The 18,242-nt window shown below is 60.3% G+C and carries 19 protein-coding genes; 10 read left to right on the forward strand and 9 right to left on the reverse strand.

Annotated elements, in window-relative coordinates; genetic code table 11:
• Positions 1-17: 17 nt before the first annotated feature.
• The gene (locus PU634_RS06970) at positions 18-1,331 is read right to left on the reverse strand and encodes a DUF945 family protein (protein ID WP_306763338.1); all 1,314 of its coding nucleotides are present in this window, start codon (positions 1,329-1,331) and stop codon (positions 18-20) included.
• Between the two features lie 353 nt (positions 1,332-1,684).
• Between PU634_RS06970 and PU634_RS06975 the strand changes: the two genes are divergently transcribed.
• The 4 genes from PU634_RS06975 to PU634_RS06990 all read left to right on the forward strand — a co-directional run bounded on the left by PU634_RS06975 (position 1,685) and on the right by PU634_RS06990 (position 5,030).
• Positions 1,685-2,023, forward strand: coding sequence for a zinc ribbon domain-containing protein YjdM (locus PU634_RS06975; protein ID WP_306763339.1), 339 nt, complete (start codon positions 1,685-1,687; stop codon positions 2,021-2,023).
• Between the two features lie 35 nt (positions 2,024-2,058).
• Positions 2,059-2,535: a 2-thiouracil desulfurase family protein gene (locus tag PU634_RS06980; protein ID WP_306763340.1), complete on the forward strand. Its 477-nt coding sequence runs from the start codon at positions 2,059-2,061 to the stop codon at positions 2,533-2,535.
• A 73-nt stretch (positions 2,536-2,608) separates the two neighbouring features.
• Entirely contained in the window at positions 2,609-2,899 is a 291-nt protein-coding gene (locus PU634_RS06985; protein WP_306763341.1) for a DUF1330 domain-containing protein, read from the forward strand.
• Positions 2,900-3,095: 196 nt separating this feature from the next.
• Positions 3,096-5,030: a methyl-accepting chemotaxis protein gene (locus tag PU634_RS06990; RefSeq protein ID WP_306763342.1), complete on the forward strand. Its 1,935-nt coding sequence runs from the start codon at positions 3,096-3,098 to the stop codon at positions 5,028-5,030.
• A 46-nt stretch (positions 5,031-5,076) separates the two neighbouring features.
• Here PU634_RS06990 and PU634_RS06995 read toward each other — a convergent pair whose 3' ends face one another.
• A complete protein-coding gene (locus PU634_RS06995; protein ID WP_306763343.1) occupies positions 5,077-5,748 on the reverse strand; it encodes a Dph6-related ATP pyrophosphatase in 672 nt (223 codons plus the stop codon).
• A 179-nt stretch (positions 5,749-5,927) separates the two neighbouring features.
• On the opposite strand from PU634_RS06995, the gene PU634_RS07000 reads away from it, so the two are divergent.
• The 3 genes from PU634_RS07000 to PU634_RS07010 all read left to right on the forward strand — a co-directional run bounded on the left by PU634_RS07000 (position 5,928) and on the right by PU634_RS07010 (position 6,890).
• Positions 5,928-6,224 carry a sll1863 family stress response protein gene (locus tag PU634_RS07000; protein ID WP_306763344.1) on the forward strand — a complete coding sequence of 99 codons (297 nt, stop codon included), beginning with the start codon at positions 5,928-5,930 and terminating at the stop codon, positions 6,222-6,224.
• Positions 6,225-6,358: 134 nt separating this feature from the next.
• A complete protein-coding gene (locus tag PU634_RS07005; RefSeq protein WP_306763345.1) occupies positions 6,359-6,721 on the forward strand; it encodes a hypothetical protein in 363 nt (120 codons plus the stop codon).
• Positions 6,714-6,890 carry a DUF1289 domain-containing protein gene (locus PU634_RS07010; RefSeq protein ID WP_306763346.1) on the forward strand — a complete coding sequence of 59 codons (177 nt, stop codon included), beginning with the start codon at positions 6,714-6,716 and terminating at the stop codon, positions 6,888-6,890. Before PU634_RS07005 ends, PU634_RS07010 begins: the two co-directional genes overlap by 8 nt.
• A 47-nt stretch (positions 6,891-6,937) precedes the next feature.
• Here PU634_RS07010 and PU634_RS07015 read toward each other — a convergent pair whose 3' ends face one another.
• Entirely contained in the window at positions 6,938-7,495 is a 558-nt protein-coding gene (locus tag PU634_RS07015) for an OmpA family protein (RefSeq protein ID WP_306763347.1), read from the reverse strand.
• Between the two features lie 332 nt (positions 7,496-7,827).
• Between PU634_RS07015 and PU634_RS07020 the strand changes: the two genes are divergently transcribed.
• Both PU634_RS07020 and PU634_RS07025 read left to right on the forward strand, forming a co-directional pair.
• Positions 7,828-8,985 (forward strand): mechanosensitive ion channel family protein, encoded by a 1,158-nt coding sequence (locus tag PU634_RS07020; RefSeq protein WP_306763348.1) that lies wholly within the window; start codon positions 7,828-7,830, stop codon positions 8,983-8,985.
• Positions 8,986-9,495 (forward strand): lipocalin family protein, encoded by a 510-nt coding sequence (locus tag PU634_RS07025; protein WP_306763349.1) that lies wholly within the window; start codon positions 8,986-8,988, stop codon positions 9,493-9,495.
• 42 nt (positions 9,496-9,537) lie between these two features.
• On the opposite strand, the gene PU634_RS07030 is transcribed toward PU634_RS07025, so the two are convergent.
• The 4 genes from PU634_RS07030 to PU634_RS07045 form a co-directional block, all read right to left on the reverse strand.
• Positions 9,538-10,098, reverse strand: a complete 561-nt coding sequence (locus tag PU634_RS07030) for a histidine phosphatase family protein (protein WP_306763350.1) — start codon at positions 10,096-10,098, stop codon at positions 9,538-9,540.
• Between the two features lie 156 nt (positions 10,099-10,254).
• Positions 10,255-10,857, reverse strand: a complete 603-nt coding sequence (locus tag PU634_RS07035) for a PqiC family protein (RefSeq protein WP_306763351.1) — start codon at positions 10,855-10,857, stop codon at positions 10,255-10,257.
• Positions 10,854-12,491 (reverse strand): intermembrane transport protein PqiB, encoded by a 1,638-nt coding sequence (pqiB, locus tag PU634_RS07040; protein ID WP_306763352.1) that lies wholly within the window; start codon positions 12,489-12,491, stop codon positions 10,854-10,856. The genes PU634_RS07035 and pqiB overlap by 4 nt, the downstream gene beginning before the upstream one ends.
• Positions 12,484-13,833: a paraquat-inducible protein A gene (locus PU634_RS07045; protein WP_306763353.1), complete on the reverse strand. Its 1,350-nt coding sequence runs from the start codon at positions 13,831-13,833 to the stop codon at positions 12,484-12,486. The genes pqiB and PU634_RS07045 overlap by 8 nt, the downstream gene beginning before the upstream one ends.
• 192 nt (positions 13,834-14,025) lie before the next feature.
• On the opposite strand from PU634_RS07045, the gene PU634_RS07050 reads away from it, so the two are divergent.
• Positions 14,026-15,648, forward strand: coding sequence for a methyl-accepting chemotaxis protein (locus tag PU634_RS07050; RefSeq protein ID WP_306763354.1), 1,623 nt, complete (start codon positions 14,026-14,028; stop codon positions 15,646-15,648).
• Positions 15,649-15,734: 86 nt separating this feature from the next.
• Here the strand turns inward: PU634_RS07050 and PU634_RS07055 are convergent, their stop codons facing one another.
• Positions 15,735-16,925, reverse strand: coding sequence for an amino acid aminotransferase (locus tag PU634_RS07055; RefSeq protein ID WP_306763355.1), 1,191 nt, complete (start codon positions 16,923-16,925; stop codon positions 15,735-15,737).
• 114 nt (positions 16,926-17,039) lie between these two features.
• Positions 17,040-18,230, reverse strand: coding sequence for a Bcr/CflA family multidrug efflux MFS transporter (locus PU634_RS07060; protein WP_306763356.1), 1,191 nt, complete (start codon positions 18,228-18,230; stop codon positions 17,040-17,042).
• Positions 18,231-18,242 lie beyond the last annotated feature (12 nt).

Raw genomic sequence — 18,242 nt, forward strand, 5'->3', positions numbered from 1 at the left:
TCTAGCAACGGTAACAATCAGATCCGTTCGCCGTTCAGGGTGGTTTCACCGTCTTCAATCCTGAAAGTAAACCTGTCGCCAGATTCGGACAGAATGGCCGCGGCCATCGGGTTGAGAGCAGAGGCCATGTTGCTGGCGTTTTTACCCAGCCTGGCTTCAAAGTCGACCACTATGGCGTTTATCAGTGCCTGAGGGTTGGGTGCGCGGTTATATTCAAAGCTTGATTTCAGGAAGTCCTGCGGCAGTTTGGAAGCATCCAGCCTGGCAATGCCTTCGGCATCAATCAGCAGTTCACCGTTGATGTCGGCTTTCATGCGTTTGATTTCCAGTTCAGGGTTATACGCCAGAAGGTCATCGGCGCGCGCTCTGAAAACGTGCTCAACGGACTGCTGCAGCCGGCGCTCGCTCCAGCCTTCCCGAGTGGCCTGCTCGCTCAGTTTGATGAGCTCAAGAATGGACTGGCCGTCAATGCCGGCCAGTGTATAGCTGAGTTCCACATTTGAGAGTGACTCGCCGTTGGCATTGAATTCACCAAACGCCAGGCTGAATTCACTGCTGAACTCTTCTTCCAGATCAAAATTCATGGCCACGGCGAGGTCTTTCAGCTTTGTTTTTCCGCTGTTGCGGCGGTAGCCATCCTGGATGACGATGGCTTCATTCACAGCCAGAGAAAGCTCACCATTACCTTCTTTGCCGTCAAACTCGCTGGTCAGCTCAAGCGAGGCATCCTTCAGTTCAAAGCCCTCGCGTCTGTCCCGGAATTTGATAAAGGGAACATCGGCCTGCACTTCATAAATTCCGGGTGTGCCCTCATTATCAAACTCGCTGGCAGAGAATGCTGCCACCATGGGGCGGGTTTCCAGGCCACCGCGGCTTTCAGCAAAGCTAATGGCGGGCACGGTAAGGGTGCCGTCGATGGAGTCACTACCCAGCGAGCCCTCAATTACAACGGGTTTGCCATCCAGCAGCACGGACGTCATGGTTTGTTGAGCATTGCCGTCCATTATGGAGTTAATGAGCTCGGCCTGATAGGAGGCGCCGGTCAGAAGAGTGGTAAGGCCGTGATTCACGGTGTAAGTCAGCTGGAACTCGGTAGGCCGGTAACCGGAGTCTGCTTTAACGGTAATCACCCCGGATGATGAAAATACCCCTTCTTCATGGGAGACCAGCTCAGCCTGCAGATCTTCGCCAAACATGCGGGCGTCGTTCAGCTGCTCAACAAGATTATCAACGCCGTTTTTTACCTGTTCCCGGTAACCGGCCTGGTTGATGGCCACAGCGCCAACGGCAACGACGGCGGCAACAGCGGCTGCAATTTTTTTGGTTTTCATTTGAAGTCCTTTCTTCCGTGCTCGAATTTTTAATTATTTAAATACTGAACCTTCGTCAGTATGCAGTGTGGTTTAAGTCTCTCTGTCTGCACTGGATTGGCATAAAGAAAGATAGATTCATTCAGCACCACGTGTCGGAATTTGACGCATGAATAAGCAAATTGCAAGGCAAAGTAATATGACGTGTGCTGAGGAATGAAAATGACTATGGTGAAGTGACTGTTATTTAATCTTTTTCGGGCTTTTTAGCGCATTTCCATGCCGTTCACCCTGTATGGGTGTAAATCCACTCGAAAAGTCAGGGGATTATCGTTACCATAGTCACAAAATTCACTTTGAAGAAGAAGCAAGTCATGTCGTTACCTCCGTGTCCCAAGTGCAACTCCGAATACGTTTACCAGGATCAGGCGCAGCTGGTTTGCCCCGAGTGCGGCCATGAGTGGAACCCGGCGGACGTGGCCGCCGAAGACGCGCCCATTACCGCCAAGGATGCCAACGGCACCCTGCTGCAGGAAGGCGACAAAGTTACTGTGGCCAAGGATCTCAAGGTAAAGGGCAGCTCCATGGTGATTAAGATCGGTACCAAGGCGCTGATCCGCCGCATTGTAGACGCCAAGGATCACGAGCTGGACTGCAAAGTAGACGGCATTGGCGAGATGATGGTCACCGCCGCCTTTGTGAAAAAATCCTGACCTCTGTCGGGCTCCTGAAAAGGGGCCCGTTTTTTATGAAAAACATTTTGGTCAGCGCCTGCCTGATGGGCGCACCGGTCAGGTATAACGGCAACAGCCTGGGGCTGGCGCCAAATGACCTGGCCTGGCTGCAGCAGCACTTCTGCATTAAAACCCTGTGCCCCGAGCTGGCGGGCGGCTTGCCCGTGCCCAGGGCGCCCGCCGAAATTGCCGGCGGCGAAGGGACCGATGTGCTCCTGGGCACCGCCCGTATTGTGGACAACACCGGCGCCGATCAAACCAACGCCTTTGTGCGTGGCGCCGAGCAGACCCTGGCGTTTTGTCGCCAGCATCATATTCGCCATGCCATTCTGGCCGAAGCCAGCCCTTCCTGTGGCAGCGGCACCATTTATAACGGCCACTTCAGTGGCGAGAAAGTGGCCGGGCAGGGTGTTACCGCCGCCTTGCTGCGCCGTCACGGCATTGTGGTGGTCAGCCAGCACAATATTGCCTGGCTCAGGGACCGTTGCTGACGGTCATTCCTGCCTGTGTTTATACCGGTGCGCGCTGTCTATGATTGATACAGGCATATGAGGAGGGGCAGGCATGGCAAAGGCGTATTGCATCGTGAATATCGTCAAGATTTATGATGCCGAAAAGTTCAATGAGTATGTTGTTGGGCATACGCCCACCATCGAGCAATATGGCGGTCGTTTTCTGGTAAAGGGAGACAGGGGGGAGGTGCTGGAAGGGGTGTGGCCGGCCAACCTGATGGTGGTGCACGAATTTCCCAGTGTGGAACGGTTTCGGGCCTGGTACCACTCCGAGGAATATCGTCCCTGGAAGGCATTGCGCCAGTCCTGTGCCGACGTGAACGTGATCCTCACGAAAGGATAACCGGTCGCAACACGCACCGGGCGGGATTTTTAGATGAAAACCCCGCCCCTTTTGTGGGTGATTTTTGTACTTGCCCGGTCCAGGCGAATCCATTAGCATGCCTTTCCTGACTTTTTGGTCAACAACCTTGTTACAGTTTGCGCCTGCAATGGTCGTTTTGTACGAGGTCTGAAGGAGTTTCCCGCCTGGAGCCGGCATGCATACATTCAAGTTAAGAACCATTCTTATCGCCTTTGTGGCGATGTCACTGGCGTTGCTGACGCTGGTATCCACCTTTATCAATGTTCATCGTTTTTCCGGCCTGTATTACGGCCAGACCGAAAGTAACCTGCTGCCCAACAGTGTGGGCCGGGTGGCGGAGCAGGTGCGCGCCGAGCTGCTGCCCACCATGCTGCTGTCCGATAATCTGGCCGAAAACACCCTGTTGCACGACTGGATGCGGGAAGGGGAAAGGGCGTCGCCCATGCACGGGCAGGCTCTGCGCTATTTTAACAGGCTGCGGGCCCAGGCCGGCGCCTCCACCCTGTTCTGGGTGTCGGGCGAGAGCAGCACCTATTACACCGATGCGGGCGTGTTCAAGCAAATATCACCTTCCGATCCTCTCGATCGCTGGTATTACGACTTTATCAACAGCCATGAGCAACGGGCGCTGAACCTGGAGCCGGACGAGCGCACCGGCAAGCTCACGCTGTTTGTGAACTCGGTGGTGGAAGTGGATGGCAGGCGCGTGGGCGCCGCCGGCATGGGCCAGGATGTGTCGGCCATTGTGGATCTGGTGTCCAATTACCACCTGGGGAAAAACGGTTACCTGTTTCTGGTGAACGGTCAGGGCGTGATTAACGCCCATCCCGATGCCGGCCTGGTGGGCAAGTCACTGGCCGGGCTGGCCGGGTTTGCCCCCGTTGCCGGCCTGCTTGAACAGCAGCAAAGCAGCTTTGACTTCGAGCAGACCGACTTTAACGGTGAAAATGTCTATCTGGCCGTGCAGAACATTCGCGACACCGGCCTGAAGCTGGTGGCGGTGCTGCCGTCGGCGGAGATCAGCGGCACCATCAACCGGGTGATCTCGTCTTCCGTGCTGGTCAGCATTGTGCTGGCGCTGGCCTTTATTGTCGTGGCGGTGCTCTTTGCCAATGCCCTGGCCCGGGCCATTCGCCGGGTGGGAGACGATTTGCTGGCCATGTCGGGTAATGGTGGTGATCTCACCAAGCGGCTGGATGATCGCCACGACAACGAGCTGGGCCACCTGGCCCGGGGCTTTAATGCCATTATCGGCAAAATTCGTGAGCTGGTGGCGGAAATCCAGCACACCGAAACCGCCATGAAGTCCGGCATTGAGCAACTGGCGCAACTGGCCGACGACACCTTCAGGGCCACCGAGGTGCAACGGGGCCAAACCGAGCAGGTGGCTACCTCCATTACCGAAATGGGTCAGACCGTGACCGAGGTGTCTGGCATTGCCCAGCGCACCGCCGGTGACACCGAGGCGGCGGTGGGAGAGGCCCACAGCACCAACCAGAACATGTCGCTTACCATGCATACCATGGCTCAACTCAACGGCGTGATGAACGACATCGAAACCACCATCAATGACTTTGCCGATCAGGCCGATGCCATCAACTCGGTGGTGGAAGTGATCAATGCCATTTCCGAGCAGACCAACCTGCTGGCCCTGAATGCGGCCATTGAAGCGGCCCGGGCCGGCGAGCAGGGCCGTGGCTTTGCGGTGGTCGCCGACGAGGTGCGCAACCTGGCCAAACGCACTCAGGCATCCACCCAGGAGATTAGCGAGCAGATCGCCCGGCTGCAGCAAACCGCGCGTCAGTCTACCGCCGCCATTCGTGAAGGCACCGACAACAGCCGCCGGGTGGCCGAGAGCACCGAGCAGTCGGCCAAAGCCCTGGCCAGCATTCAGCAGCGTTTTGAAGCCATCAGCTCCGGCAGCCATCAGGTGGCGGCGGCCACCGAGGAGCAGGGCGCGGTGGCGGAGCACATCAACCAGTCGGCCCATGTGATCTCCGACAGTGCCGCCGGTATTCACAGCAATGCCGAGCAGCAGCTGGCCGCCATCAGCCAGCTGCAGCAGCGGGCCGAGCACCTGCGCAGCCTGGTGGGGCAATTCAGGGTGTAAGCCGGCAACAACAATGGCTGTTCAAGGCCCGGCTTGCCGGGCTTTTTTACGCCGGCAGCACATCCGCAAATACAAAGCCGTCCCGCTCCACCACCTCGCCGGTTTTAATTTTCACGGGCCCGTCAAACAGGGGCCCGTCGAACACAAAGGTGTGAAACTCGCCGTTTTCGCCGCAGGGATCGGTGCCCTCGGGCAATTGGGCCAGCAGCCCGGCGGTCAGCTCCCGGCCGGCGAATTCCACCGGTACTTTTTTCGGATCCAGGCAGGTGATCACCGCCCGCAGGCCGCTCTCGAACATGGTGTAAGGCAGGTCACGGGTGGGGGTATGCCAGATGGGAAACACTGCCTCAATGCCGGTGCCTGCCAGCTGGTTTTCACGGTACTGCCTTACGTCTTCCAGCAGCAAATCACCAAAGCCAAAGGCTTCTATGCCCTGTGCTTTTGCCCGTGCAATAAAGGCGCCCATGCGTTGCTGATAGTCTGCATTGGTGCAGGGCCAGGGCAGGGTAATGATGTCCAGCGGCAGGCCAAGGGTGCTGGCCTGCCGGCGCAGCAATTCTGCCCGTACTCCGTGCATGGCCACCCGGTCAAAGGCTGCATTCACAGTGGTGAACAGCCCCACCACCTCAAAGTGCGGGTCTTGCAACAGTTGTTGCAGGGCCCAGGCACTGTCCTTGCCGCTGCTCCAGGACATTAACAGTTTGCGCTTGTGAGTCATGATGCCATCCCTGAAAAAGCGGCCATGGTAACACAGTCGCGACCCACCCTTGGGGGTGACGCCGGGCGGTTGTTCTGGCGGAGGCAGGCAGCTAGGCTAGAGATACCGGTGGCGAAGGTAGTGGCCGCCGGCGCGTCGTCAAGGCGCCCGCTTTCTATCTCGACAGGAGGAGTCACCCCATGAATGAGAGAGAGCTGTATCAGCAAAAGGCGCGGGCCAAGCTGGATGAGTGGAAAGCCGAACTCGACAAGCTCAAGGCGCAGGCCGAGCAGGCTGATGCTGACGCCCGCATTGAACTCAACCGTCAGATCAAGACCATGAAGGCTCAAATAGAGCAGGGCGAAAGCAAGCTTGATGAATTATCCGAGGCCGGAGAGCAAAGCTGGCAGGAGCTGAAGCAAGGGTTTGAACGTGCATGGAATACCCTGAGCGATGCCTTCGGCAAGGCCGCCGACAAGTTCAAGCAACAGCGTTAATCCCGGGCCGGTCTGCGCGGCCGGCTGTTGCGTCACGCCCGTCTTGCCGGGCTTTGTTTTTTGGCAGGCGACCTTGGCCTATAATGCCCGCATATTTTAACCCGCTGTATTCACGGCATGTTTGGCGAGAAAGAATGAAATCATTGAAATATGGCGCATGCCTGGCGCTGGCCCTGCTGCTCACGGCCTGCGATCACGGCTTCGAAGGGGTGTATGAGACCCGGGCGGATTCGTCCAACGAGATGATGTCCCAGCTGATGAACGATTTTGCCGGCCTGGTGGGCAGCGAACACATCGTGATCGGCACCGACTACATCGAGCACAACGGCGAACGTACCCGCTTTGACGACATATTTGTTCGCGAGTCGGCGGGCAAGCGTTATCTGGTGTTCGTGCAGGGGGAGCAGGAGGAGGTCTGGACCATAGTGGACGACCATACCCTGATGAAAGGCAACGGCCTGGTCAAGGTGCTGATGGAGCGGGTGGGCGATGAGTGAGCCGCTGGCCAGCCCCTGCATCGGCCACTGCCGGCTTGATGAGGAGCGCGTGTGTGAGGGCTGTTTTCGTACCATTGACGAGATCAGCGGCTGGCGCGAGCGCCCGGATCACGACAAGCGGGCCATACTGGCGCGTTGTGCGGCGCGACGCCGTCAGGCCGGCCAATAAAAACAGCCCCGTAGCGGGGCTGTGGTGTGCAAAGCCGGAAAGGGGGCTCAGAAATTGAGGCCCATGCCAAAGGTATAGGCCCAGGCACCATCATCGAAGTTGTCACTGGCGCTGTCGCCGCTGTCAAACAGAAACTGATATTCGGCCCTGGCCTGAATAAAGGTGGTGGGCAGCAGATAATACTTGAGGCCCGCTTCCAGGCCGGCAATGCCGGTGTCGTTCACACCGTCGCCGTAAATGGCACCCAGTGAGGCGCCCACAAAGGGACGGGCTGCATTCTGGCCAAAGTGGTAGTCAACAAAACCACGGGTGCTGCCGTTCCAGAAATCGTCGGTCAGGCCTTCACCTTCCACGTCGGCATAGCTGATGCTCTGGCGAATACCTGCCAGGGTGCGGTCGGAGAGGTACCAGCCATAATCGGCGGAGATACCAAAACTGCTGTTGTCGAAGTCTTTGCTGCTGCTACCGGTACCCGAAAGCGAGAACTCCCGATCACCCTGGTTCGGTCCTATGCTGCTGTGGCCATGCATGTTGGCCATGGCCACGGCAGGCAGCAGGGTGGCGCCCATAATTGCGACCAGCGGAGCTTTTTTGAGCATGTTCATGATAACACCTCGGATTAATCATTGGTTTCAATCAAGCACTTACCACTCTTCGAATAAAACAACGTACCGGACCCGGCGTTCCGGGCTCGATAAACGAAGCGTGCCACTGTTGCTGTCAATCCTTGTCATTATTTGTCCTTGCCAATCGCTGCGGTCAGCAGGCTCGCAGCACTGCAAGTATAGAAGTCATCCCTTCCGTGCGTTGGTTTTTTGACCTTTCGTCGGTCAATATGTGTCCGTTGTGTTTCATGTGAGCCACTTTTGAGCGCCGAAAGGGCGCCGCGGCGGCTGCTATAGTTTCAGCAGCCTGTCAGCTTCAAGGAAGGTGCTGAATGAACGACGACGAAGTGGCTCTGCTGTGGCAACAGTTTCGCAAAAGTCTTGAAGATACCGGCAACGCCCTGGGGCTGAGCGGCTACAACTGGCAGGAACTGCTGGTGTATGCGGTGGGACAATTGCTGGTCACCCTGATGATCGGGATGCTGTTCTGGCTGCTGTATGTGACCGGCAGTCTGCTGATGCGCTGGCTGCTGGGTCGGCTGGGGCACGGCGCCGGCCCCTACCGCACCGGCCGGGTGGTGCTGCGCTACCTGCTGGGGCTGGCGACTCTGGTGGCCATATTGGCGCAGTATGGCGCCGAAGACGGCCTCATCAAGGGCATGGCCCGGGCCGGGTTGATGACCCTGGCCTTTTATCTGGTGTGGCAGTTGCTGTCTCGCGGGCTGATCAACCGGTTGTCGCGCCGTCATCTCGACTCTTCCCTGGTGCAGTTGTGCAAAAACACCCTGTCGGTATCACTCATGGCCCTGGGCGCCATTACCGTGATGGCCCAGTTTGGGTTTGACGTGCTCTCCATTGTTGCCGGTCTGGGCATTGTGGGCATTGCCGTGGGCTTTGCCGCCCAGTCTACCCTGTCGAACTTTATTGCCGGCATCACCCTGCTGATTGAACGGCCTTTTCGTATTGGCGACTGGGTCTGCATTCATGGCCAGGAGGGCAGGGTGGTGCGTATTGCCTTTCGAACCACCTGGCTGCGTACCCGCGATAATGTGTTTGCCATGATTCCCAACGACAGCGTGGCCACCACCGACATCATCAATTACAGCGCCGAAGGGCCTACCCGTATTCGCATTCCGGTGCACATTGCCTACAAGGATTCGGTTGAGCACGCCAGAAGCGTTATCATGCCCATTCTGGCGGCGCATCCGCGCACCATTAACAACGACACCCTCGAGCCAAGGGTGCAGCTGCGGGAGCTGGCCGACTCCTCCGTGGTGCTCAGCGCCCAGGTGTGGGTCAGCGCCCGGGATGTGGAGGTGAAAGGGCGTATATCCTGCGAACTGCTGGAAGCGATCAAGCAGGGGCTGGATGACGCTGGCATTGAAATTCCCTTTCCGCACCTGCAACTGCACCTGGACGAAGCCCGTGGGCTGGAGCCGGTGTTTGGCCGGGCTGGCGCCGCCGATGATGAAACCACAAGGAGTCATTGAATGAAGCACAGCCTGTTGGCGCTGTTGTTGCTGCTGGCCGGATGCACCGGCAAGCCCGAAGGCATTACCCCGGTAACCGGGTTTGAACTGAACCGCTATCTGGGCACCTGGTATGAAATTGCGCGGCTCGATCATTCCTTTGAGCGGGGGCTTGCGCGGGTGACGGCGGAATACAGCCTGCGCGATGATGGCGGCGTGCGGGTGATTAACCGGGGCTTTGATGTGCAGAAAGGGGAATGGAAGCAGGCGGAAGGCAAGGCCTATTTTGTTGAAACGCCCGACCTGGCTCACCTCAAGGTGTCGTTTTTCGGCCCCTTTTACGGTGCCTATGTGGTGTTTGAACTCGACGATCACTATCAATATGCCCTGGTGTCGGGCCCCAGTCGCCATTACTTCTGGTTGCTGGCACGTCGGCCCGAGCTGGCGCCCGAATTACGCCAACGGCTGATTGAACGGGCCGGCAGGGCAGGGTTTGATACCGACGCGCTGATTCTGGTTGAACATGAATAGCTTATTCCAACATGCAAGAGCCATTTGATTCACCCGGTCGTATCAGGGCCGAATGCTCGCCAGTACCCGGATCCGCTCTTCCAGGGGCAGGGCCAGGATCAGCGCCTCGCCCGAGGCGGGAAAGCGGCTGGTGAGGGCGGTAATGTTGATCTGGTGGCTGACCAGCACCACCGGCAGCCCCGGCTCCAGCCCGGCCACAAACTGGCGCAACGCCTGCGTTTGCTCCGAGCGCCGGCTTCGCCGGTAAAAAAACGAGTTGAGCTCGGGTGTGGGCACCACCTCACCCACCCCCAGCAGACGGGCGGTGTCCAGTGCGCGGCAAAACTGGCTGCTGTAGATCCTGGCCTCGCCAATGCCGTGGCTGCGCAGCCGTTCGCCCCAGGCCTCGGCCTGCGCCCGGCCACGGGCGTCGAGATTGCGCTGGGTGTCGCAGCGCTCCAGCACAAAGCCGGGAGGATCACCGGCGCCGGGCGCATTGGCATGGCGCATCAGCAGCATGGCACGGCCTTCCTTCAGCGCCAGCCAGGCCTCGGCGTCGGAAGCCTGCACCCCGGTTGGCAGCAACAGCAGCAACAGCATCCATTTCATGAGTATCCTGAGCATGATGTGTCCTCGATGTCGTCAACAGGCAGACCGGGCGCCATTGCCGCCGCTTTCAGTTTTTATGCCAACATACATTTGTCATCATATCCTTGTCACGTCAGCCACCATGACGGACGATCCCTTCAGTATATTCGGCCATGAAGGGGTCGTTTGTCTCTATGATGCCAGACTGGCCACCAGGCTGGCGGCAAGCTGATCGGCCAGTTGCTCCCAGCCGCCGGCCAGGGCGCGCACCAGGGCCGGGTAACCGTCTGCGGTGAGCGGCGTTTCCAGCCTGAAGGCCCGTTGCTCCAGCAGCTCGCCGCGACCGTTCAGCAATTGCCAGTGGCCCTGGATCAGGGCCATGCCATCGAAACGGCCCTGAAAGCGATCCAGTTGCAGGCGAACTTCACGGGCCGGCATGTTGCCGGCGCTGGGTTGCCCGCGGGCAATCACCTGGGCCTGGGGCAGGCTGGCGCTCAGCCGGTCCAGCAACAGCCGGCGCAACTGCTCGGGCAGGGCCTCGGCCCAGAGGTGGTTGCGGGCCTGGTGCACTTCAATGTCGTCGAGCTGCATCACAATGCCGTCCCCCTCGAGAAAGGCGGCGAGGGCAACGGGCGCCACCAATACCGTCAACCTGGCATCATGCCGTTGCTCGGCACTGCTTGCCGGCAGCAGATAGGCGGCGGTGCCGGGCTCATTGCTGCCGGCACAGCCGGCAAGGGCCAGGCCGAGCAGCAGCGAAAGGGAACTAAGGCGTTTGGTGTTGAACGGCATCATTTGGCGGCCCTCGGTTGCGGATCCTGAGTGGGAGTACGGTCGAAGATCAGGGCGTTGGGCTGATCGTTAAGGGTGCGGATCACCGGCTGTATGTCTGCCATCAGCTGTTCCAGCCGCGACAGGGTCTGGGTCAGCTCGTTGTAACCTTCCGAGTCGGGGGCAAAGCCTGCCAGGGTGTCGCTGAGCTGGCGCAGGGTCTGGTTGACATTGGCGGGCAGTTCGCCGGTGGCGGGATCCGCCAGCAGCGCATCCACCGAAGCGGCAATGCGGTTGATCTTGTCCATGGTCTGCTGCGTCGCCACCAGGGTGCTGTTCAGGTTATTGACCACGGGCTCGATGTCGAGGTTGTTGAACTTGTCGAGCAGGTTCGAGACTTTCTGCTCAATCTGGGCAAATCCGCCGGTGGTGGTGGGAAATACCCGCCGCTCGACAAAGGTCATGGCCTTGAAGGGCTCGGCGTCCTTCTGGAAGTTGAGATCCACAAACAGCGCGCCGGTGAGCAGGTTGCCGGCCTTGAGCGAGGCCCGCAGGCCATGGCCGAACATACGGTTCAGCCGCGCATACCAGGCTTTGGTGTCGATGATTTCGGTGGTGTTGTCAAAGCGCTGGGGCTCAATGCGGATCAGCACGGGAATGGCGAACCGGCTCAGGGAGTCGGGTTGCGGTGCGGTAAAGTGCCAGGGCACACTGACCACGGAGCCAATGCGCACGCCCCGGTATTCCACCGGCGCGCCCGGCTCCAGGCCCCGTACCGTGTCGTCCACCAGCAACACGTATTCCAGATATTGCTCATAGCTGCCCTCGTTGGCGCTTTCCTCGTCGGCAAACAGCACATAGGTGGCATTGGGTTTGGCCTTGTGGCCCATGGCGGTGTTTTCGGGCACGCCAAAGGTCACGCCGCCGCCCACCAGGGACTCCAGCGAGCCGACATTGACCCGGAACCCCTGGGAGTCGAGGCGCATGTCGATGCCGGAGCTGGCCCAGAAACGGGTGGTGGTGGTGACCAGCACGTCGTAGGGCGACTGTATATACAGCCGCAGCTGCATTTCCCGTTTTTCCGGATCGAATTCGCTGTGCTCCACCCGGCCCACGGTATAGCCCTGATAGCTGACCGGATCGCCGGTAGACACGGCGGTGCCTACCTGGCTGATGAGGTTGATGCGCAGACCGGGGGCATCGGGCGGTGCCACCGGCGGTTGTTCCAGCACCTGAAAACGACGTTTGGGCTGTTCGCTGCTGCCCGGCAGCAACTGAATGTAGGCCCCCGACAGCACGGTATTGAGGCCGCTGATGCCCTCACGGCCAATGCGTGGCTTGACCACCCAGAAACGGGTCTCGTCGTTGAGCATGTTTTCCGCCTGGGGGCTCATGCGGGCGGTGATCAGCGCATGTTGCAGATCGTCCGACAGCCTGACCCGCTCCACCCGGCCCACCTCCACGTTGCGGGTCTTGATCAGGGTCTTGCCCGCTTCAATGCCTTCGGCGTTGTCCATTACCAGGGTAATGGAAGGGCCGAGCTTGCTCAGGTTGTCGTAAATCATCCAGGCGCCGATCAACACCGCCACCAGGGGCACTATCCAGATGGGCGACAGGGAGCGCTGTTTCTTGCGCTCGGCGCGGGGGGTGTCAGACATGGTTGGGTTCCTTGCGGTTTTCGTTATGATGCGGTGCGCCACCGGCCAGCGGGGCCCCGGCCCAGATGCTGCGTTGATCAAACAGCATGGCCGCCAGCATGGTGAGCACCACCACACCGGCAAAGGCCAGGGCCGCCGGGCCGGGCTCGATGGACATCAGGTTGCCGTTGCGAATAAGTGCCACCAGTATGGCCACCACGAACACATCCACCATCGACCAGCGCCCCACGAACTCGGTAATGCGGTAAAGGCGAATGCGGCTCATGGCGCTGAGGCCGGCCCGATCGCGCCTGACCACATGGCACAGCCACAGCAGCGCCAGGATCTTGCTCACCGGCACCACCACACTGGCGGTAAAAATGATAAAGGCAATGGGCCAGTCGCCGTGCTGAATAAACAACAGCACGCCGCCGATAATGGTGGAGGGCGAGCTGCTGCCCAGGGAGGTGGTTACCATAATGGGGTAGAGGTTGGCGGGCAGATACATGATCACCGCCGCCGCCAGCAGGGCCAGGGTGGCCTGGTTGTTGATGCCGTGCCAGGGGTGTAACGGCTCGTCGCAGCGCCGGCAGCGGGCCTTGCCTCGTTCCGGCAGGGCGTTCACCAGGCCACAGGTGGTGCAGCCGCACAGATTCTGTTCGCTGGCGTTGCGGCCGGGCACGGCGCCGGCCGGTGCCATGCCGCGCCGGTCGAGGGAAAACCACAGCCAGTCCTTGTCCACCGACTGGGTGGTCAGCAGCAGCAGCAGGGCAAAGGCGCAAAAGGTCCAGAACGACAGGCCGAGTTCAATGTCGGCCATGCCCACCACCTTGATAAGACTGACAAGCGTACCGATCACGAACACGTCGGCCATCATCCAGGGGCTGACATGGCGCAGGGTGCGGGCAATTTGCCGGCTGCGGGGCAGCGGCCGGCCCAGCAGCATGCCGGCACACAGCCAGCTTACACTCAGCAGATAAACCAGCGGCAGAATAATCACCGTCAGCAGTACGCACAGGGCCACCAGCGGCTGGTGCAGGCCAATCAGAATGGCGGCACTGTCGGTAAGCTCAATGCGATTGCCGATGCCACTCAGCTCAAAGCCGATAAAGGGAAAGGCCACCGACAACGCCAGCGCAATCAGGGTGGCCAGGGCCAGCGCCAGGGAGCGCTCCGCCGGGTTGGCATGGCGGCGCACCAGGGTGTGGCCGCAACGGGGGCAGTCGGCTTTTTCTCCGGGGGCCAGGCTCGGCAGCACTACCAGCAAATCACACTCGTGGCACACCCGCAGGCGCCGGCGGGAAATGGCCCGGCGCCGGTGAGGCTGTGCGGTAAGGGCGGATGAGTGTGGCGAGTCCGACAAATGGGCACCTAAAACAATGAAGAATCAGAAGCTTGATACTACGACAGGAGCGTAACCCGAATAAAGCCGAATCGGTACCGGGGTTAAATGGCGAACGATTGTGTACATATTATGACATTTTTGTTTCAGTTATCCGCTGCGCTGCCGATAGGTTTTCGATATCAATTCTGACGTGTGCGGTAGGAGAACAAGGTGTTTCGCAATATCAATATTGGCCTGAGATCGGCCCTGGCCTTTGGTGCCATCGGTGTACTGATGCTGATCCTGGGCGGGCTCAGTCTGGTTCAGCTCAACAGTCTCAACGATCAGATCACCCGGCTGGCCACTCACGATGTGCCCAGCCTGACCGCAGTGGATAATATCGACAAGGAGTTTCTGCGTATTCGCCTGCACAGCCTGGCCCTGGCCAATTCGGCTCAAGCGGAGAAACGGGCCGAGTCCCAGGCCAACCTGGAGGCCGCCCGACAACAGCTGGAGGGGTTCAAACAGCAATACGACCGGCTGGCCCGCCTGCCCGAGGCCCGGGCCCTGCTGGCCCGCTTTAATGCCACCGAGGCCCGTTACTGGCAGGCGCACACCCGCATTATGGCGCAGGCCAGCCGCGGCGATGTGGCCGGTGCCAATCTGGCCTCACGGCAGGAGCTGGCGCCGCTGGCCGAGGAGCTGGCCGGGCTGCTGTTTGAGCTTAACCGGGTACAGCATGCGCGCATTGACAGCACCAACACTCAAACCGACCAGGTTTATGCCTTCTCCCGCAATGTGATCATCGGGCTGCTGGTGCTGGCCCTGGCGGGCATGGGACTGCTGGCCTGGCTGCTGACCCGCAGCATAGTGCAACCCATTGGCGATGCGGTGCGGGTGGCGGAGGTCATTGCCGGCGGTAACCTGACCCGGCCGGTGGCAGTCACCGGACGCGATGAACCGGCCCGGCTGCTGACCGCCCTCGGCAACATGCAGCGCAGCCTGCAGGAAACCGTGCAGCAGATTGCCGACTCCTCCCGTCAGCTGGCTTCCACCTCCGAAGAGCTGAGTTCGGTCACCCAGGAGTCCACCCGGGGCCTGCAACGCCAGAGCGAAGAGCTTGAGCAGGCGGCCACGGCGGTGAACGAAATGACCGCGGCGGTGGAAGAGGTGGCACGCAATGCCTCCAGCACCTCCCAGGAGTCGGAGCTGGCCGATGAACGGGCCCAGTTTGGTCGCGACCGGGTTGGCCAGACCGTTACCGCCATGGAAAGCCTGGCCGGCGACATTGGCGACACCATGCACAATATCGAGAGCCTGGCGGTGCGGGTGAACGACATCACCAGTGTACTTGACGTGATCCGCGCCATTGCCGATCAAACCAACCTGCTGGCCCTGAACGCCGCCATTGAGGCGGCCCGGGCCGGCGAGTCGGGGCGGGGCTTTGCCGTGGTGGCCGACGAGGTGCGGGCGCTGGCGCATCGTACCCAGGAGTCCACCAAGGAGATCGAGCAGATGATCCAGGCGGTGCAGCGCGGCTCTCAGGAGGCGGTGGTTGCCATGAAGACCAGTAACGAACGTACCACCGATACCCTGAATATCGCCCGCGAAGCCGGTGAAGCCCTGGCGCAGATCGCCACCAGCATTTCCGGCATCAATGATCGCAATGTGGCCATCGCCGGCGCCGCCGAGGAGCAGGCGCACGTGTCCCGGGAGGTGGATGGCAACCTGGTGAACATTCGTGATTTGTCGGTGCAAAGCGCCGCCGGTGCCAACCAGACCAGCGCGTCCAGCCAGGAGCTGGCCCGTCTGGCCGGTGAGTTGCGTACTCTGGTCGGCCGTTTTGTGATTTAGCCTTGTTGCACAAGGCCGGCGCCGGTTTATTCACAAAAAAAAAAAGCCCCGCCGAGCGGGGCTTTTGATTATGGGCAAGATAAGGCTTACAGCACGGCGGCAATGCCGTCGCACAGGGCGTCGATGTTGGCCTTGGTGATGCCGGCCACGCTGATGCGGCCGGAGCCGACGATGTAGATGCCGAACTCGTCCTTCAGACGGGCCACCTGCTCGGGAGTGAGGCCGGAGAAGGAGAACATGCCGTTCTGGCGGGCAATAAAGCTGAAATCGGTGCTCACGCCCCGGGCGGCCAGCTTTTCCACGAACAGGGTGCGCATTTCCTGAATGCGGTCACGCATTTCCTTAAGCTCGGCCTGCCAGTCGGCATACAGCTCGGGATCGTTGGCAATAATGGCCACCACATTGGCGCCGTGGGAAGGCGGGTTGGAGTAGTTGGCGCGAATAATGCTTTTTATCTGGCTGAAGCTGGTAGTGGCGGTGTCGGCATCCCTGGCCACCAGGGTAAAGGCACCCACGCGCTCGTTGTAGAGGCCGAAGTTCTTGGAGAAGGAGCTGGCAATCAGCAGCTCGGGGTTGTGCCTGGCAAACTCGCGCAAACCAAAGGCGTCTTCTTCAATGCCACGGGCGAAGCCCTGGTAGGCGAAGTCGAACATCGGCAGCCAGCCCTTGTCGGCGGCCAGTTTGGCCAGTTGCTGCCACTGCTCGGCGGTGGGGTCAATGCCGGTGGGGTTGTGGCAGCAGCCGTGGAACAGTACCACATCGCCGGCCTTGGCATCGGCCAGGCTGGCCAGCATGGCGTCGAAGTCCAGATCCTTGGTGTCGGCGTTGTAGTAGCCGTATTCCTTCACCTCCAGGCCGGCGGCGGTAAACACGGCGCGGTGGTTGGCCCAGGTGGGGTTGGAAATCCAGATGGTGTTGGTGTCGAGCTGGCGGGCGATGAACTCGCCGGCAATGCGCAGGGCACCGGTGCCGCCCGGCGCCTGGGCGGTGCGGGCACGCTGCTCGGCAATAATGCTGGCGTCGGCGCCGAACAGCAGTTTCTGCACGACCTGCCCATAGGCCTCAATGCCTTCTATGCTGAGATAGTTTTTGGTGGTTTGCTCCTGCACCAGGCGCGCTTCGGCTTTCTTCACGCAACGCAGTACCGGGGTCTGGCCGGCTTCGTCTTTGTAGATGCCGACACCCAGGTTGATTTTGTCGGTACGGGCATCTTTACGGAACGCATCGGTCAGACCCAGAATGGGGTCGGCCGGTGCAGCAGTGACCTTCTCGAACATAGTCTTGTCAATTCCTTCTTGTAAAAGCGAGTGTGGTCGCCAAGCGACGGCTGTTAGTTATATCACTTGCGCCGGTATTAAAAAATGGCTTTGCGGGGAATTTGCCGGGTATTGTTACCCGCCGGCGACCAGGGCCGGGCGCACCAGCAGCCAGTAACTGGCCAGGGCCAGCCAGGCACACAGACTCATGACCAGTGCCATGGGCAGGGCGGAGACCGCATGACTGACATTGACCGCGAAGGTGGCCACCGCCCCCAGGCCAAAGCGCACCGTACCGGCCAGGGCGGAGGCGGTGCCGGCGGCCTCGGGAAAGTGACTGAGCAGCCCGGCCATGGCGTTGGCGCCCACCAGGCTGATTTGCGCAATCAGTACCATCACCGCCGGCACCAGTCCCCACAGGCCGCCAAACCCGGTGATGCCATTGAACAGCAGCACGATCCCGGCCAGCGCCGCCAGGGTGAGGCCGGTTTTCAGCAGCCGGTCACTGCCCAGATGTTTCACCAGCCGGCTGTTGCCAAAGGTCAGCACCATCATCAGCACTATGTTCATGGCAAACAACAGGCCATAGTGCTGGGCCGGCACGCCGTAGAGTTCGATGTACACCAGTGGTGAGCCGGAGATAAACGCAAACATGGCGGCGGTGGTCAGGCCGCCGCAGCCGATATAGCCGACCGCCGCCCGGTGGCGCAGCACCTTGCCGTAGTTTTGCAGCACCGGCCACAACCGGAATGGCTGGCGATGTTCGGGCTTCAGGGTTTCGGGTATGCGCCAGGCCAGTGCCAGGGTCACCAGGGTGCCGATGATCGCCAGCAGCACGAAAATGCTGTGCCAGTGACCGACCAGCAGCAGGTAGCCGCCAACGATGGGGGCCACCAGCGGCGCCAGGGTCATGACCAGGATCACCAATGACATCACCCGGGCAAACATGTCCCGTTCAAACATGTCTCGCAGCAGGGCGTTGAGCACCACGGAGCCGGCGGCACCCCCCAGTGCCTGCAACAGCCGAAAGGTCATCAGGGTTTCAATGCTGTCGGCAACGGCGCAGCCGATGCTGGCCAGGGTAAACAGCGCCAGTCCGCCGAGCATGACCGGCTTGCGGCCCACGGTGTCGGCCAGCGGGCCGTAAAACAGCTGCCCCAGGGCAAACCCCGCCAGAAACACGCTGATGGTGAGCTGGGCCTGGGACACCGGCACCCCCAGATCCCGCGCTATGGTGGGCAGGCTGGGCAGATACATGTCGATGGCCAGGGGAGTCAGCCCGGCCAGGCTGGCCAGTAACAACAACAATGAAAAGGGCAGGGCCATAAGGTCACCAGA

Origin of the sequence: Oceanimonas pelagia (assembly GCF_030849025.1) — a bacterium.
Taxonomy (GTDB): domain Bacteria; phylum Pseudomonadota; class Gammaproteobacteria; order Enterobacterales; family Aeromonadaceae; genus Oceanimonas; species Oceanimonas pelagia.